The following is a 16539-nucleotide window of genomic DNA, read 5'->3' as shown; positions in this document are numbered from 1 at the left end:
CTTGTAGGATCACGTGAAGATAGTTTGGTAATTTTTTGTTTCTGTGCTAAAATTAGTGCTTGCGAGTAATAAAACTAAATTACTCCTTGTTCTTGAATTTTTAGCAAGAACCATTTAGTCCAAAAGGAGGTGCACTAGTAATGACAACTACTAAGTATGAAATAACTTATATTATTAAGCCTGATATTGATGAAGAATCAAAAAAGGCGCTAGTTGAAAACTATGATAAGGTTATTGCCGATAATGGTGGTACGATGGTTGAGTCAAAAGACTGGGAAAAGCGTCATTTCGCATATGAAATTAACAAATACCGTGAGGGAACTTATCACGTTATGACTTTCACTGCAGACAACGCTGACGCAGTTAACGAATTTGACCGTTTATCTAAGATTGACACTGCTGTTTTGCGTTCAATGACTGTCAAAGTTGGCGAATAAAAAATAGTAACTTATCGTTTTCGTGATTTAGGAAAGGAAGGACCTAAAGTATGATTAATCGAGTTGTACTTGTTGGCCGTTTAACACGTGATCCTGAATTACGTACTACTGGGAGTGGAATCTCGGTTGCTACGTTTACTCTTGCCGTTGATCGTCAGTATACTAACGCTCAAGGCGAGAGAGGTGCGGATTTTATTAGCTGTGTAATTTGGCGAAAAGCAGCAGAAAATTTCTGTAACTTTACGTCTAAAGGATCACTTGTTGGTATTGACGGCCGAATTCAAACCAGAAGTTACGATAATAAAGATGGGCAAAGAGTATATGTGACCGAAGTTGTCGTTGATAACTTTGCATTGCTTGAATCACGTAAAGATCGTGAAGCCCGTGGTCAAAATGGTGGCTTTACACCAACTGATAACGGCAATTTTGGTAATCAAAATACCAATAATTCGCCAAACATGGGACCATCTAATCAGAATAATCCGCTAAATAGCAGTAATCAATCTGATAATACCCAAGATCCATTTGCTGGTTCGGGTGACACGATTGATATTTCTGATGATGATCTTCCATTCTAATTTTAAAGAAAGGACCTAGGATATGGCTCAACAAAGAAGAGGCGGCCATCGTCGTCGTAAGGTTGACTTTATCGCAGCCAACCACATTGATTACGTTGACTACAAGGACGTTGATCTGTTGAAACGTTTTATCTCCGAAAGAGGTAAAATCTTACCACGTCGTGTCACTGGCACTAGCGCTAAGAATCAACGTAAAGTAGCTAAGGCAATCGAAAGAGCTCGCATTATGGGCTTGTTGCCATTCGTTACTGAAGACTAATTAAGTCAAATAAAATAAAAGGCGGAAAAGTTAATTTTCCGCCTTTTTTGTGTTTTATTAAATATTTTTTTGTAAAGCGGCAGCTAATTTCCGCCCAATACTAAAATTATTCTTTATCGCGGCATTAAGCCCCAGCCAAATGTCCGGTCTAAGCAGATATGTGCCAGCCATATTAGGTTAAAGTTGATTAACTGGGTTGTTCTTAAATGGGGGAACAAAGCCAAAATGGTCAAAAAGATTAACGGAAATACAAGTAAATGGCCGAGATTATAAAGAACATTTCCCACCTGAGGCGATATTGCATAGCCAGCTGCCCCAAGATCAAAAACTAGGTACCAGGCAATAAAAAATAGTAATGAACCATCGTTTTTCCAGTATGCTACTAATAGAAAAATTAGTGCGGCAAGATAGTCCAATTTACGAAGATAAGCAATCATATTTTTTCCTTCCAGTTTATAATTCGCCTAACTGTTTTAAGCTATTTTCGATTTCGTCAATGGAGGCTTCTTCTTCAATTTTGTTTTTAAGTTCAGCTAGAATTTTTGTCATTTTGGTATAAAAAATGGCTTGTTGCTGACAATCCTGTGCTTTTTTCGTTACTAGTTTTAAGGTCTCTTTGTCGCAGTAATTGCTTTTAGGGCTTTGATATAAGGCAACAGCTTGTTTAACTTCTGGTAACTTTAGCTGTGCGTGACGCAGATTGGTAATAAACTTCATTAATGCAGCATCGGCATCAGTGTAGTCTCTGTAGCCGTTTCTGTTACGTTGGGGATGCAATAGCCCAATTTTTTCATAGTAACGCAGGGTATCAGTACTAATATTTACTAGTTTAGCGAATGCAGCAATTTTCATTATTCAAAGCCTCCATGAATTCAGTATCACATTGGAGTATACTCCAATGTCAAGAATTAATAATATAAAAATAGCGCCTAGTACCACCAGCTAGGTGTCTTTTTATCCGCTGTTTTGCCGACTTTAATTTTTAAGCACCAATTTTTATTAGAATGATGCAAGGAAAGCAAGCAGCCTGCTCCAGCCTGCGATAATAGTCGATTTTAGCTTAATTTAAAGATAACCCGGTACCTGCTACTTCTTAGCAGCAATAAAAGCTTAATATTCAGGAGTTTCTTATCAAGTGATTACAAGGTATAATAATAATGATGTACTATACATTAATTTAGGAAGGATCTTACATGAAAGATTTTTTACGTAAGCTTGAATTTCCTGCTTTTATCAAGGATTCACGTTTGACAGCTTCTGTCATTATCATCTTGGCACTGTCACTTTTAGGCAGTATTGTTGCGATGATCATGAATCCATTATTCGGTTTGGCAATGGTACTAATTTTTATTTTGACCGTTGCTTGTACCGTTTATGGTGCTTATATACTTGCTGGTAACGCGAATAACTTTGCTGTCAGTTTGTCTTATCGGATTAAGCGCAGCGAACAAGAAGCGATGATTAAAATGCCTCTTGGCATCTTGCTGTATGACAAGGACAGACAAATTCAGTGGGTAAATCCATATTTACAGCTTTATTTAAAAGATGAAGACCTGATTGGACACACGATTAAATCAGTTGATCCAGATTTAGATAAGTTAATTGATGATTTGTTAAAGGCTAAAACTGCTGAAAATCACGTTGTGAATTGGGATGGTCACCAATTTGAAATGGTCATCCAGAATAATTTGGGTGTGATCTATTTACTTGATATTACGCGTTATGCGAAAATTGAACAGAAATATAATAATGAGTTGTTAGCAATTGGCCAAGTATTTATTGATAATTACGATGAACTAAGCGAAACGATGCATGATCAGGAACTTACGACTACGAGTTCTTATGTGCAAAATACTCTGAGTGATTACGCCAAAAATTACAATGCCTACCTTAAGCGGATTGATGAGGATCATTTCTTGCTACTGTTACATATGCAGGATTTAGCTAAAATGGAAAAAGATAAGTTTTCCGTTTTGGATAAAATGCGGCTAGAAACCAGCCGTAATAATACGCCATTGACCTTATCGATTGGGATTGCTTTTGGCAGTAGTTTAATTACCGAATTGGCTGACCAAGCCCAGTCTAACCTTGACTTGGCTTTAGGACGAGGCGGTGACCAGGTTGTTTTAAGTCAACCTGGAAAGGCCGCGCGTTTTTATGGCGGTAAATCTAATCCAATGGAAAAACGGACACGTGTGCGTGCACGAATGGTTTCCCAAGCAATTAGTGAATTGTTTAAAGAAGCTGACCGGGTTTTTGTTGTTGGTCATGCTAATCCCGATATGGATTCAGTGGGTAGTGGAATTGGTGTCGTTAAGATTGCCAGATTGCATAATGTTAAGGCGAACTTTGTGCTAGACGTCAATAAGACAAACTATGATGTTGGCCGGTTAGTTGCCAAGATGCAAAAAGTTAAGGAAGACACCGATATGTTTATCTCGCCAGACGATGCTTTGGAAAGTTTAACTGACAAGTCAATGCTAGTTATGGTTGATCATTCAAAATATTCGATTACTTATTCAAAAGATTTATACGACCGGTTGAAGAATCGCATTATTGTAATTGATCACCACCGCCGCGGTGAAGAATTCCCTGAAAATCCTATGCTGACATACGTTGAGCCCTATGCCTCGTCAGCATGTGAACTTGTCACTGAAATGGTAGAATACCAACAACCAAGTTCAGGCCAGCGGGTCTTGACCGATTTGGAAGCGACAGCAATGCTAGCTGGTATTACGGTTGATTCACGTGAATTCTCGCTAAGAACGGGAACGCGGACATTTGATGCGGCGAGCTATCTGCGCTCAATTGGTGCTAGCTCTGTTGGCGTAAGCGAGCTGCTTAAGGAGGATATCGATAGTTTCCTTGAGCGCACACGCCTAGTCAGCAGCCTAAAAATGATTAGGCCAAAAATGGCTGTTTTGTGCGGTGATGATGACCAGATTATTGACCCGATAATTACTGCTCAAGCTGCGGATACGGCACTTGATTTGGAAAATGTTGAAGCTAGTTTTGCAATTACTCGGCGCAGTAAAGACACCATTAGCATTTCTGCTCGTTCGATGGGCGAAATCAATGTCCAGCTAATTATGGAAAAATTAGGCGGTGGCGGCCATTTATCTAATGCTGCAACGCAAATTAAGGGTGTTACAGTTCAAGAGGCACTTGCCAAACTGCTTAATGCAGTTGATACTTATGAAAAAGAAAATGAATAGAGGTAAGCAAAATGAAAGTTATTTTTACTAAAGATGTTAAAGGCCGCGGCAAACGTGGTGAAGTTAAGAACGTTCCAGATGGCTACGCCCAAAACTTTTTATTAAAACGCGGTTTAGCTAAAGAGGCTAATAAGGCCAACATGCATACTTTAGAGCGTGTAGAGGCCAATGAAAAGGCTGCTTACGAAAGTGAAAAGGCAGAAGCTGAAAAAATTAAGGCTCAGCTTGACCAAGATGAAACTGTAGTCAACTTTAAGTCAAAGGCTGGTTCAGATTCACGTCTTTTTGGTTCAATTTCCGGTAAGAAAATTGTTGAGGGCTTAGAGAATCAGTTCGGAATTAAGCTCGACAAGCGCAAATTAAACCTGCCTGAGCCAATTAAAACCTTAGGCTATACAAATGTACCTGTTAAGTTATTTAAGGGCATAGAGGGCAAAATTCGTGTCCACGTTACTGAACAGGAATAACTTTAATTTAATAAAAAGTGGTCATGATTAATGGATAATATCGTTTCGCAACAAATACCGCACGATGATGAAGCGGAAAAAGCCGTTTTAGGTGCAATTTTTATTGATCCAGAGGCAATTGCCGACGCCAGCGCGGAGGTTGAGCCGGGTGACTTTTATAAAAAAGCTAATCAATTAATCTTTCAAGCAATGCTTGATTTATCGGATCGCGAAGATGCAATTGATCCGCTAACTTTACAAGATGAATTAACCAAAAAGAATCAGCTGGATGATATTGGCGGAATTGCTTATGTTTCGGAACTTGCCATTGCCACTCCTACGGCTGCTCATATCGTTTATTATGCCAAGATTGTTCACCGTAAGGCATTATTGCGGCGGCTTATTTCTGCCAGTCAAAAAATCATTTCGAACGCAATGCAGGATTCAGACGATGTTACTGCAATTCTAGATGATGCCGAAAGTGAGATCATGAATGTTTCTTCGGAAAACAATGCAAATGGCTTTCGGGGAATCAAGGATATTGTTAATGCCGCAATTGAAGAAATCAATAGTATTCCTGAAGACGGCAACATGGTTACTGGTCTGCCCACAGGCTTTGTCGAACTAGATAAAATGACTACGGGATTCCACGATGATGAATTAATTATTATTGCTGCCCGTCCAGGTGTTGGTAAAACTTCTTTTGCACTGAATGTTGCTCAGTATGTTGGGTTGCATACTGACAAAACGGTTGCCATGTTTTCTTTGGAAATGAGTGGGAAACAGCTGGTACAAAGAATGCTAGCCTCTGAAGGCCTAATTAATTCGCAGCATCTAAGGACTGGTCAATTGGACGAAGAGGAGTGGCGCAAATTGATCGTAGCGTCTGGCTCTTTGGCTAATGCCAGCATCTATATTGATGATACGCCAGGAATTAAAATGAGTGAGATTAGGGCACAGGCTCGCCGACTTGCCAAGGAAAAAGGCAACTTAGGCTTAATTGTGATCGATTATCTGCAGCTGATTGAAGGACCACGCAGCGAATCACGCCAACAAGAAGTCTCGGCAATTTCGCGGCAATTGAAAAAATTGGCTAAAGAACTACATGTGCCGGTTATTGCTCTGTCTCAGTTATCACGTTCAGTCGAGCAGCGACAGGACAAGCGGCCTGTCTTATCTGATATCCGTGAATCTGGTTCTATTGAACAGGATGCCGATATTGTCTCTTTTTTGTACCGGGATGATTATTACCGCGATGAAAATGAGGAAGATGGTGATGATCAACAAGAAGTTGGTGCAGAAGATGATAATGGTGAAGTAGAAGTCATTATTGAAAAGAACCGGTCTGGTAGCCGGGGGACGGTTAAATTAATGTTCTCTAAGCCATATAACCGCTTTTCAAACCTCGATTATAGTCACGATCAACCCGATCAGTAAACAATACTATATAATTTGTACCTAACATATAAAAAAACTATTATTACAGCTGCTATTCTGGATATCAATCCAAAAATAAAGCATATTTAATGACTTAGTTAATTTAAGATTGTACTATTAAGGTGTAAATAGATTATTTTGCTTATTTTTTAGGAAAGGACCTAGAATTATGGCTGATAAAGGATTTAAAGATAAAGTAGCAGGAAAAGCTAAAGAATTAAAGGGTAAGGTACAGCAAGCTGCAGGTGATATGAAAGACAAAGCCCAAGATGCTGCTGACAATGTCAAAGATAAAGTCGATGACGCCAAGGATAATATGAAAAAATAATACTTGGTAAAAAAAGAGTTGAGGAATATTTCCTCAACTCTTTTTTGTGTTACACGTGAAACTAATTGCTAACGTAATTTGTTTTTAACTTCTGGGGGCAACTCCAAATTAGGGTGCTCCGGATCATAAAATTCGTAAAAGACAGGAGCCTTATTTGAATCATTACTCTTAGGATAGAGTTCATAATTATTAGCCATCAACGGCAGTGTCATATTATTTTTATAGGAATCCCAAATCTTACCTAAAATTTGAGCAATTAACTTACGCTCTTGGGGCTCAAGTGATAAAAAGACCCGACTAAAACGGTAAGTTCCAACCAGTTTATTATTTGTTAGCTGATGTGCTTCCTCAATATCGGCATTTTCAAAGGCTTCGAATAAATCAGAAAATGCTTCACCGCGTTCTTCTTTGGGAATGGAATGATTAAAGTTAATTAGAGCATGACGGAGTACACGACTGCCAGAAGATAATCCTTTTGCCAGGGTAAAACTGTCACGACCAACTGACCAGCGTCGCGGGTCATGCTGGTTGCGCATTGCCGCCGTACTTTTGACAACAATTGTTTGCTCAGGATGGTCAAGCATTGCACCAAAGATTGAACTCTGTGGAATGTAGGTTTTCATTTTAGGCATTGCCTGGACAAAACCGGGACTAGTATAAACCTTATGGAAAAATCCCGGACCATCAAAACTAAGCGCTTTAACCACTCTTTCTTGTGTTTCGGGCTTAGCAGCACTTAGGGCATATTGGGCAAAATTCCCGCCTTTTGAATGACCCAAGAGATAAATTCGCTTTTCAGGTAACTTGGTCGCGATTTCTTCCAAATATTTTGCCGCTACGCTTTGACCGTAAATTTCCGGCAAATAGTTCATGCGCATATCTTCTTTCCAACCAATCATGGTGCCATCAGTACCACGAAAGGCGATAGCAATGGTATCCTTTGTAATTGAAAATGTTGCAGCACTGAATTGTAGTGGATACGGGTCGTCTTCTAGCCTGTCAGTCCAGTCAAGAATTTTAATATTGCCAATTCTAGGACTTTCGGCAAGTAAGATAATTTCTGCAGCAGTTTCAGAATGCATTTGGTGCTGAAAAGATGCCAAATTACGCAGTTTTTCTGCTAATTCAGCTAATGTGTGTCCAATGCTAGAATCATCTGCGGGAAGATAAACTAATGAAGATAATAAAGCGGCATCGATACTGTTAAAAGGCTTTTCTGCGAAAGTAAGATCACCGCGCCAACGTAAATAATCAAGTGGACCAGCCATAAAAATTACTCCTTTTTATTAAAATTACCACTTTTCAGCAGCCATTGTAGCTAATTTGATTTTTGCAAACAAAAAATAAGCAATAGTTAATTTCTATTGCTTATTGTAAAACATTCAGTTATTTACCGAGACTATCGTAACTGATTCGTTTAATGTCAGGATATTTCCGCAAAGCCATAATAATATCATTTTCATCAATATTATTATTAATAATACCATCGGCAAAGAAAATAATCTTTTCATCACTAACAAATAATATTTTGACAGAGGCATTTTCAACATGATTTGCAGCTAATTCATGTTGAATTGTTTCCAAAATATGGGGTCGATTAACTGCCTCAATTTGAACATTAAACCGGATATGCATGATGATTTTATCAATAATATTATCATCATGAAATAGCATCTGAATAACAAATAACAGGGCTGTAGCCAAAATGCCTAAGAAGTATAATCCAGAACCAATAGCCATACCAATTGCGGCTGTTGCCCAGATGCCTGCAGCTGTAGTCAATCCAGAAACCTGATCTTTTTTGATCAAGATTGTTCCGGCACCAATAAATGAAATACCAGATACAATTTGCGCCGCTATACGTGAGGCATCAAATTCTATGCCGGAAGTTTTTATCACATCATAGAATCCGTACTTGGAAACGATCATAAATAGCGCAGATGAAAATGCGACAACGATGTGGGTTCTGACACCAGCGCTTTTTCTCTGTATTGCTCGCTCATAGCCGATTAAGGCCCCGCATAAAGAGGCTACCAACAACCTTAATAACCAAGGCAATTGGGCATTAATCGGTGCTATATTTGCCATTATATCAATATCACTCCATTTCTAAATAAATCACGTTATATTATACTCTAAAATAAATAGTATTAGAATATAGTTTTTTAAATGTTTATGAAAATTAGACTGAAAGGATCAATGAAATCATTGAAGTCCTAAGCCTCAATAGATTAGTAAAGTGAATTTGTTTTTTAAGTAATCTTGAGAAATTACTTACTATGGTCGCAGTAAATAATTAATTAACTAATATTTAATTGGCTTTGGATGTTTGACGACTTCGTTAGTTAATAAATCATTGAAAAGATAGAACAATAGGTGATTGTAAACGTAAATATTTAAGGACAGCTTTTACGAATAGCAAAATTTGATGCAGGAAAATTAATGTTAATGCTTAGGGGTTAAGCGAATGGATGATAGACTTTTTGCCCAAAAAGTTCTTGAATAGTGGGTAGTCAAGATAAAGTTGAAAAATCCTTGCACTGTGTAACACAGCGCAAGATTATTTCCAATGATGCAGCAGAAATCAATTTTGAGGAACTGCGTGCAACAATAATTTTAGCAGCAATTGCTGCAATCGTGACTTTTGTTGTTCAGCTCTTCATGAAAATCGAAGAGCCAAAACAAGCAGCAGTAAGCGAGTAAAATTATTTGTAAATTAGATTGAAATAGCGATTTTTAAGTTTAGCTGGCAACAAAAGCGCTTTTTTGCAACAAAAAAATAAATTTACTGGTGAAAAGTACTTGCGTAAAGCTAACTGATATGGTTTAATAAATATCGTTGTCGAGTTTGACAATGCTGACTTAGCTCAGTTGGCAGAGCACGTCACTAGTAATGATGAGGTCGGAGGTTCGAATCCTCTAGTCAGCATAAATAAGAATTATTTAAATTCATTAACCTTAATTTATCAACGTTTTACGCAGGTAAGTTAAGGTTAATTTTTGTTTATAAAAGATAATAAAGAACACAAACGGAACACGCAAAATAGCGTGTTCCGTGAAAAAACTCTTAGATAGAAATAAAAGCTGGTATATCAAGGTTATTAGTCACTTTTACGTGTGCAGGAATGTGCACATTAATATTTTCCAATCCAGAAAAAAATATAATAGTATACTAAATATATTGGTAACGTTGTAGTTGGATTTTTAGAAAAGAAGAAAAGAAATGAATCAAATGAAAAAAGTAATTAAACCAATAATTGCAGTTGTTTTTATGACTTTGCTACTTGGGATAGGAGCCTATGCAGAAAAAAACAATACTAATAATCTGGGTACTAATCAGGTTCATGCATCTAGCATAACAATTCCTAAGAAAATGCGTGGCACATGGAAATCAAAACCACAATACTCATTTGAGTCAAAACATATTAACAAGAATATGGCTGTGCCAGCGATGAAAATGAAAGTTTCAGCAAAGAAAGTAAAATGGCATTTCATTGGCTATGTTCCTTCTGGTTATGACCACCGGAGCCATATTATTAGGTTAGTTTCACTTCAGAATGGTCAACCAGTCCTGAAAGGACACGGTCCATACCGAGATGATAATTATTTACAGATGAGCGGCAAAGTTCTAACTTTAGGCTATCACGGCGGATTTAATAACTTTACTAAAGTAAAAAAATAGTGCTAAAAAAAATACGAAAGAAGAATTCAAAATGAAATTCACAAAAATTATTACTAAGTTAGCACTTGCGAGTGCGTTACTTGGCTCTGTTGGAGTAACTACAATTGCACTAAATACTACTACTATCAGTGCTCATACAATGCTCCCAACTTCAAAAACTAAAGATTATAACAAAATGCAAAAATTGGCTAATAAAATAGGAATTACATATACAAAACCACGTTATTTCAATGATTGGGTTCCAGGTAATAATGTTGGTGATTGGTATCGAATGAATCCATATAAATTAGCAGGTCCAATGATTGATCCAGGACGTCAATGGGACCGTACAATTGGTGCAGGTACAATTCACGGACGTGCTTTCTTTGTTACTCAAAATGAAGGCGGTGTAAAAACGCTAATTCCAGCTGAATTTTACCATGTGCCTTACGGGTTTAGATTCAAAAGAAACCACGCACCTGTAGAATGCTACTATGGTTCATTGGCTGAATCGTACAATGGTTATGATGATTACTTAGACGAATATGGGATTGGCTATACTGGTGTAAATACTATCTACAGTAACCGCAAAGACGGTCATAGAAAGTTAACACTAGCATATGATGGTCAAAACCGTGAAAAGAATCCCGGATTCTTTATCGGTTTAACAGCCATTCATATGAATGATGGTGAAGATTACTACCCAGTATACAGTTATTCTAATAACGGTAATCTAGGCGTAGTCTACATCCGCACTGAAGATATTGACCAATTCGAACCAGCAAAGGTTACGTATAAATCTATTGGGACTCTTAATAAAACAAAAGGTAAAAATTACTACCATAGTTTTAAACCATATAGAAATCGTGTTGATTATTAATTAAATCAGAAACGTTAATAATACGTTTTCACGTATGTTATATTTTCATACGAAAGAAGAAATAAAAATGAAATTCACAAAAGTTATCACTAAGTTAGCACTAGCAGGTGCTTTACTTGGTTCTGTTGAAGTAACTGCCACTGCACTCAACACTACTACTGTTAGTGCAGAATCACTTCAAACAGCAAAAACAAAAGATTATAATAAATTATTGCAACTATCAAAAGTGCCTGGCAAGCATTACATAGGAACTCGAAAATTCTATGCATCATGGGTACCAGGCAATAATGTTGGTAATGCCTATCTTAGCAAACCATATAAATTAGCAAATATTACAATGAACCCCGGACGTGAATGGGCTACAGCTGTTGGAGCTGGATATATACATGGTCAACAATATATTATAGAACATCAAAGTGACAGTGTCGAAATGCTTATTCCAGCTGAATTCTACCATGTGCCTTATGGATTCAAATTCAAGAAAAATCATGCACCAGTAGAGTGTTATTATGGTTCTTTGGCTGAATCATGGAATGGCTATGATGAATATTCTGGTGAATATGAAGGTGATTACACGAAGAATAATACTATTTATAGCGATCGAAAAGACGGTCACAGAAAGTTAACGCTTTCATATGACGGTCAAGACCACGGTAAGAACCAAGGATTCTTCATTGGCCTAACAGCCATCCATATGAACGATAATCATGATTACTATCCAGTATATAGCTATTCTGTTGATGGTAATCTAGGTGTAGTTTACATTCGTACGGAAGATATTGATCAGTTCAAACCAGCAAAGGTAACCTACAAATCAATCGGTACTTTAAATAAAACTAAGGGTAAAAACTATTATCATAGTTTCAAACCATACAAAAATCGTGTTGATTATTAATTAAACCAAAAATATCTCAAGAAAGGTGACTAAAATGACTCAAATGAGTAATGTTCGTTTGTTGTTATTTTCAACTATTATTGTTAGTTAATTTCTAATATCTTGCAACTAATGGAAATTTTGCTTGATTTATGTATATATATAATATACAATTTAATTGTAAGCGGTTCATCTGCTTACCGTCCGTTGGACAGCTTGCGGACGAAAAAGACGTTCTAATTATACGGTTGTTACTGGTAGTTTTAGTAACTACTAGCAAACTGTTCTATCTACGTAATTTGCAGTGCTATCATGCTTCGGTCTGGTAGTTCCTGCAAGCCATGATTTTCATGTGTAGCTGATTTATGGTCATTAGTTTTAGTTATATGACCATACTGAACCAGTTTCAATACTGGTGGGGCGATTAGGATAAATTCTAATCGCCTTTTTTATAGGAAATTATATATAAAAGATGTTGAAAATGTATAAATATAAAGAATTTGCTCCCCAAACATATCTAGACTTAATGAATGGCTCAGTCACATTTAGTATTAATGGCATCTTAAAGTGGCTAATAACAGCACTTAATTTTATTATTGATGAGAACTGGAGCCACGATGAATTATTGTCTTTTTCAATTGCTAATAACATTGATTTTATTTTAGCAAGTCATAATGAAGTTGATTTTGCCAAAAACTCTCATGATAAATTTAAAAATGAAGAAGATGCGGATGTGGATAAAGTAGAGCTAATAAATGTCAAAAACTTAACTAAATTAATCAAACTAATTGATAAAACTAAGGAAAACAATATTTACAAGGAAATTATGTTTAAAGGTTTTTATTTGAACTTAGATAGGGGAAAGTTATTTTTTAATTTAAGGGAGTTAATATATGGTTATATTAAAAATCCATATAATTTCAATGATTATCGGAAAATTCACACTGATGCCAATGATTTTAAAATTTTTGCCAAAAAAAATAATATAGATATTGATTCTATTAATGCTGCTAAAATCCAATTTATTCCACAATCATTAGACGGTGCTTCTGAGTCCATGGATACTAACACTTCTACTTCTAGTACCGTGGAAGTTATCGATTCTGCTTATTTATTGAAAATTTGGCAAATACTAAATCGGATTAGCAAATTACAAAATAACAAAAAGAAAGGAACTAATCAGTATGAAGAAATAAATGCAGGAATTATCGAAAACAAAAATCAAGATCAAAAATTCTATTCGGTAACCTACGCCTTAGAGGCATTGAATAATAGAATGGCTAAACCAGCCATTAAAATTGGTAAAAACGCGATCAGAAAGCAAATAAGAAAGTTAATTAATGAAGATTCAAATAAATATCAAAAAATAGAATTATCCAGTAGCCAAATTGAGATGAATAATAAAAAATGGCTAGCAAGAAATAACCGCGAAACCTACATTAACGAAACATTATTTAATGCAATTTTAGATTATAATTTTGCTAAAAATGATGAAAATTATCCTATTTCTGAACCTAAATTTACAGAAAAGTTTTCATTAATAGATGAATTAGAATCACATGCTTTTTTTAAAAATAATCAAGAAGTCAAAATAGACTACAATGCTTTCAATACCGTAGAAACGAAGTTTAACTATTTTAAAGGAAAGATGAAATTTTATATTGATCAAAAAATAAAATGGCTATATCAACCAAACAATTTCGCAAGTAATAGTTTTGCTAAGGATAAAATCGAATATATCGAATCAAAAAAGAGTGATATCGACAATTTAAGCTTGCGGAAAATTTTGAAAGAAAAATTACCGCAAGAATTATCAAAAATAAATAAGAATAGTCGTAAAAATTGGGTGCAAACGACAATCCCAATTACCGATTTAGCTAAAATTGATAATGAGCTTTCGGGCCAAATTAATGCGATTATTAGTTCCGTAGAAAAATCAGCCAAACAAATACTAAATAATTAAGACTATATATAGTAGGTTTGTTAATCCAGCAGTATCAAATACTGCTGGATTTTTTTATTTTAAATTCAGAGTGAACCGAAATTCTCCAAAAAAATTATAAAAAGACACTATAAAATAAAATTACAAGCTGAAATAGAGCTTGTGCTGGGATCGGAATCCCTCCATTAATTTTTAAAAAAAGGAGCTTTTATTATGAAAGCAATAAGAAGAAACGGCGGTTACTCCGCTGATACAGCCAACAACTATATTGATAATAACCAACCAATATATAGTCTTAGTACAGAACCGGAAGTGCAGCACAAATGGCAAGACAATCGGCCAACTGATGTAGTGATTGGATATAGAGCCTGGTTTAGCCAAGAGGGACAGGAGCCCTTTGAAGTTAAGTTTGACAATCAAATTAAACTACCAGTTTATTTATCAAAAGTTAATTTCAACAATCTTGAAGCTTGTGAAGTTCGCAACAAAGTGTACTTCAAGGCTGATTCACTGAAAGAAGTGAAGTAGCACATGACGAATATTAGACAATATCTCATTAGGTGCCTCAATATGGCATTAGGTATTGAAGGCGAAACCACCTATACTAACAGCTTTGATATTAGCATTAGGAATAATGGCTTCATCTTCATTCCTAGATTTCCCGCTGGCTACCTATTAGATGATCAATTGTATCAGCGCATATATCAGATAGCCAATGCAGCACTCTATCCCAACTATACGGTACTCAAGCAGAATGGCATCTACTTCGTTCCATTGTATGACAATCCAATCGAAGTAAGACGAGGCCTTTACTTCCCGTGGAGAAAGGGCACAGCTCAAAGGCTTAAGTTTGAAAACCTTGATAATTATTTCGCCAAGCGTAAGGACAACATAATCCCATTAATGAAGGATTTCTCAATCAACTTCGACAAGGTTACCAGTATAGCAATTGCTGGTAATTCGGGCGCTGGGAAAAGTTATTTCCTTACTTATCTATTAGCTACTTTGATTAATGTTTCAGAGCTGATCATCATTGATCCCAAACGAGATCAACCTAGTCGCTGGGCAAGAGATCATGGCTTTCAAGCACTATATCCAATGGAAAATTCGTCTAAGTCTGATTATGTTTCATCAGTAAGTGATGAATTAAGCAAGGCACTGGATACTATCTATAACAGGCAGGCAGCTCTATATGATAATCAAAGTCAGGATTTCAAGCCAATTACAATCGTAATTGACGAAGTCCTAGCCCTAACCGAAGGCTTGAATAAGTCTGTTAAAGATTCGTTCTTCGCGTTGTTATCGCAGATTGCCTTGCTTGGTCGCGCCACTAGGGTGCATCTTATCCTATGTGGCCAAAGGCTGGATCATACCGCTGTACCAACATCAGTAAGGGAACAGGTCAACGTCAGCGTCCAGCTGGGTAACATCAACAAGAAAACCACCCAGTTTCTCTTTCCAGACCTCGACCCCACGGGATTAGTAATCCCAATGGGTCAGGGTACTGGAATAATCCAGATAGTTGATGATGATCATCCATACAACGTGTTGCCATTTCTGGCACCAACATATTAAAAAAGGAAGTAATTATTATGAAGAGTATTTCAAAATTAGAAATTGGATATTATTTACCATTAGTAACTTTAGTTGAAATAGTTGCGATACTAATAACAATCCTTATTCAACCTTACAGCGTTAGCGGTCTGCTTAATAATATTAAGCAAGCAGTAACTGTAGCAACTATATTGATGTTAGTAATCTTGTTTGCAATGGTAGTGATAACAATTAAGTACCAACGCGGCAATAGCTTCCGAAATTACTGTAGTTCGGTAGTTCAAACCTATAATTTACGTAGATTTTCAAAAGTACAACCAAAAACTACTCAGGTTAAGGTTGGTAATGAATGGAAAAATCAACCAATTAATGATCCTGTTGAAAGAGCCTTCAATCAGGCACTTCAAGGCTGGTATATCGACAAGCGAAAAAATAGTCTAATAGTTTGGCTGTTTTTACCAAAAACATCAAGTGCAACCAATAATCTTGACCAAGAATTGCCAACGATTCTGATGCAAATTAAAGAAAACAATCCAGAGTATATTTTTTCATCACATGAACGAACTGGAAATTACTACAAGGTAGAAGCAACTCGTTATTAACTGCCGTTGTGGCGCTGCTGCTTTTGCGCAAGCAAAGGAGCAGCAAAGCGCCACATTAGGCACAAAAGAGTTAATAAGCTTCAACTGTGAGAGAAGTTCCAATCAGTTACTAACTGTGACATTTAAGGGGCTCGTTATCTAAATGTCACGAAGTGTGCAACTGTGCAGACAATAGAAAGGAGGTGACGTGAATGAAGAAAGAAATTAGAGCCAGACAGTTCATGTATGTACAGGATTTAATCCATTTGAAAGTTAAGTCCCAAGAACTCCCTAATATACTAGATAATTCTGGCGCAATCGAATGGGCGTATATCAACCATAATCAT

The 16539-nt window shown here is 36.5% G+C and carries 19 protein-coding genes and 1 tRNA gene; 16 read left to right on the top strand and 4 right to left on the bottom strand.

Translation table 11 applies throughout. The features are described 5' to 3' along the window. Nucleotides 1-140 precede the first annotated feature (140 nt). From rpsF to rpsR, 3 genes are read left to right on the top strand one after another with little or no spacing between them, the layout of a single operon-like run. Nucleotides 141-437, top strand: coding sequence for a 30S ribosomal protein S6 (rpsF, locus tag J3U71_RS10590; RefSeq protein ID WP_220220418.1), 297 nt, complete (start codon nt 141-143; stop codon nt 435-437). 50 nt (nt 438-487) lie between these two features. After that, nucleotides 488-1015, top strand: a complete 528-nt coding sequence (gene ssb / locus J3U71_RS10585; RefSeq protein WP_103752645.1) for a single-stranded DNA-binding protein — start codon at nt 488-490, stop codon at nt 1013-1015. Nucleotides 1016-1037: 22 nt separating this feature from the next. Then, nucleotides 1038-1274 carry a 30S ribosomal protein S18 gene (gene rpsR, locus J3U71_RS10580; protein ID WP_090093298.1) on the top strand — a complete coding sequence of 79 codons (237 nt, stop codon included), beginning with the start codon at nt 1038-1040 and terminating at the stop codon, nt 1272-1274. Between the two features lie 113 nt (nt 1275-1387). On the opposite strand, the gene J3U71_RS10575 is transcribed toward rpsR, so the two are convergent. Both J3U71_RS10575 and J3U71_RS10570 read right to left on the bottom strand, forming a co-directional pair. After that, nucleotides 1388-1711 carry a DUF4260 family protein gene (locus J3U71_RS10575; RefSeq protein ID WP_267394225.1) on the bottom strand — a complete coding sequence of 108 codons (324 nt, stop codon included), beginning with the start codon at nt 1709-1711 and terminating at the stop codon, nt 1388-1390. 16 nt (nt 1712-1727) lie between these two features. Beyond that, entirely contained in the window at nt 1728-2126 is a 399-nt protein-coding gene (locus tag J3U71_RS10570; RefSeq protein ID WP_103752647.1) for a MerR family transcriptional regulator, read from the bottom strand. 341 nt (nt 2127-2467) lie between these two features. On the opposite strand from J3U71_RS10570, the gene J3U71_RS10565 reads away from it, so the two are divergent. The 4 genes from J3U71_RS10565 to J3U71_RS10550 all read left to right on the top strand — a co-directional run bounded on the left by J3U71_RS10565 (nt 2468) and on the right by J3U71_RS10550 (nt 6700). Continuing rightward, nucleotides 2468-4489, top strand: coding sequence for a DHH family phosphoesterase (locus J3U71_RS10565; protein ID WP_267394222.1), 2022 nt, complete (start codon nt 2468-2470; stop codon nt 4487-4489). A gap of 11 nt (nt 4490-4500) precedes the next feature. After that, the gene (gene rplI / locus J3U71_RS10560; RefSeq protein ID WP_267394220.1) at nt 4501-4956 is read left to right on the top strand and encodes a 50S ribosomal protein L9; all 456 of its coding nucleotides are present in this window, start codon (nt 4501-4503) and stop codon (nt 4954-4956) included. Between the two features lie 30 nt (nt 4957-4986). After that, on the top strand, nt 4987-6372 hold the full coding sequence (gene dnaB / locus J3U71_RS10555; RefSeq protein ID WP_267394217.1) for a replicative DNA helicase: 1386 nt from the start codon (nt 4987-4989) through the stop codon (nt 6370-6372). A gap of 169 nt (nt 6373-6541) precedes the next feature. Beyond that, entirely contained in the window at nt 6542-6700 is a 159-nt protein-coding gene (locus J3U71_RS10550) for a YtxH domain-containing protein (protein ID WP_127326213.1), read from the top strand. Between the two features lie 68 nt (nt 6701-6768). On the opposite strand, the gene J3U71_RS10545 is transcribed toward J3U71_RS10550, so the two are convergent. Together J3U71_RS10545 and J3U71_RS10540 are read right to left on the bottom strand one after the other, a co-directional pair. After that, nucleotides 6769-7968, bottom strand: a complete 1200-nt coding sequence (locus J3U71_RS10545; RefSeq protein WP_267394215.1) for a DUF2974 domain-containing protein — start codon at nt 7966-7968, stop codon at nt 6769-6771. A 118-nt stretch (nt 7969-8086) separates the two neighbouring features. Next, nucleotides 8087-8788, bottom strand: coding sequence for an MgtC/SapB family protein (locus J3U71_RS10540; RefSeq protein WP_267394212.1), 702 nt, complete (start codon nt 8786-8788; stop codon nt 8087-8089). 417 nt (nt 8789-9205) lie between these two features. Between J3U71_RS10540 and J3U71_RS10535 the strand changes: the two genes are divergently transcribed. The 9 genes from J3U71_RS10535 to J3U71_RS10495 all read left to right on the top strand — a co-directional run bounded on the left by J3U71_RS10535 (nt 9206) and on the right by J3U71_RS10495 (nt 16213). After that, nucleotides 9206-9403: a hypothetical protein gene (locus J3U71_RS10535; RefSeq protein WP_267394210.1), complete on the top strand. Its 198-nt coding sequence runs from the start codon at nt 9206-9208 to the stop codon at nt 9401-9403. Nucleotides 9404-9556: 153 nt separating this feature from the next. Continuing rightward, a tRNA-Thr gene (locus tag J3U71_RS10530) sits at nt 9557-9629 on the top strand. Between the two features lie 294 nt (nt 9630-9923). Further along, on the top strand, nt 9924-10382 hold the full coding sequence (locus tag J3U71_RS10525; protein ID WP_267394208.1) for a hypothetical protein: 459 nt from the start codon (nt 9924-9926) through the stop codon (nt 10380-10382). Nucleotides 10383-10413: 31 nt separating this feature from the next. After that, nucleotides 10414-11241 (top strand): hypothetical protein, encoded by an 828-nt coding sequence (locus J3U71_RS10520; RefSeq protein WP_267394206.1) that lies wholly within the window; start codon nt 10414-10416, stop codon nt 11239-11241. A 67-nt stretch (nt 11242-11308) separates the two neighbouring features. Beyond that, nucleotides 11309-12136 (top strand): hypothetical protein, encoded by an 828-nt coding sequence (locus tag J3U71_RS10515; RefSeq protein WP_267394204.1) that lies wholly within the window; start codon nt 11309-11311, stop codon nt 12134-12136. 460 nt (nt 12137-12596) lie between these two features. Next, complete coding sequence (locus J3U71_RS10510) at nt 12597-14078, top strand: hypothetical protein (protein ID WP_267394202.1); 1482 nt, start codon at nt 12597-12599, stop codon at nt 14076-14078. A gap of 192 nt (nt 14079-14270) precedes the next feature. Next, nucleotides 14271-14585 (top strand): hypothetical protein, encoded by a 315-nt coding sequence (locus J3U71_RS10505; protein ID WP_267394200.1) that lies wholly within the window; start codon nt 14271-14273, stop codon nt 14583-14585. A 3-nt stretch (nt 14586-14588) separates the two neighbouring features. Beyond that, nucleotides 14589-15632: a helicase HerA domain-containing protein gene (locus J3U71_RS10500; RefSeq protein ID WP_267394198.1), complete on the top strand. Its 1044-nt coding sequence runs from the start codon at nt 14589-14591 to the stop codon at nt 15630-15632. A gap of 17 nt (nt 15633-15649) precedes the next feature. Further along, on the top strand, nt 15650-16213 hold the full coding sequence (locus J3U71_RS10495) for a hypothetical protein (protein WP_267394196.1): 564 nt from the start codon (nt 15650-15652) through the stop codon (nt 16211-16213). Nucleotides 16214-16539: the final 326 nt, after the last annotated feature.

This window comes from Lactobacillus sp. B4015 (assembly GCF_026536055.1).
GTDB classification, from domain to species: Bacteria; Bacillota; Bacilli; order Lactobacillales; family Lactobacillaceae; genus Lactobacillus; species Lactobacillus panisapium.
Note: the sequence above shows the minus strand (reverse complement) of the source record. Positions and strands in the feature narration are given on the sequence as shown.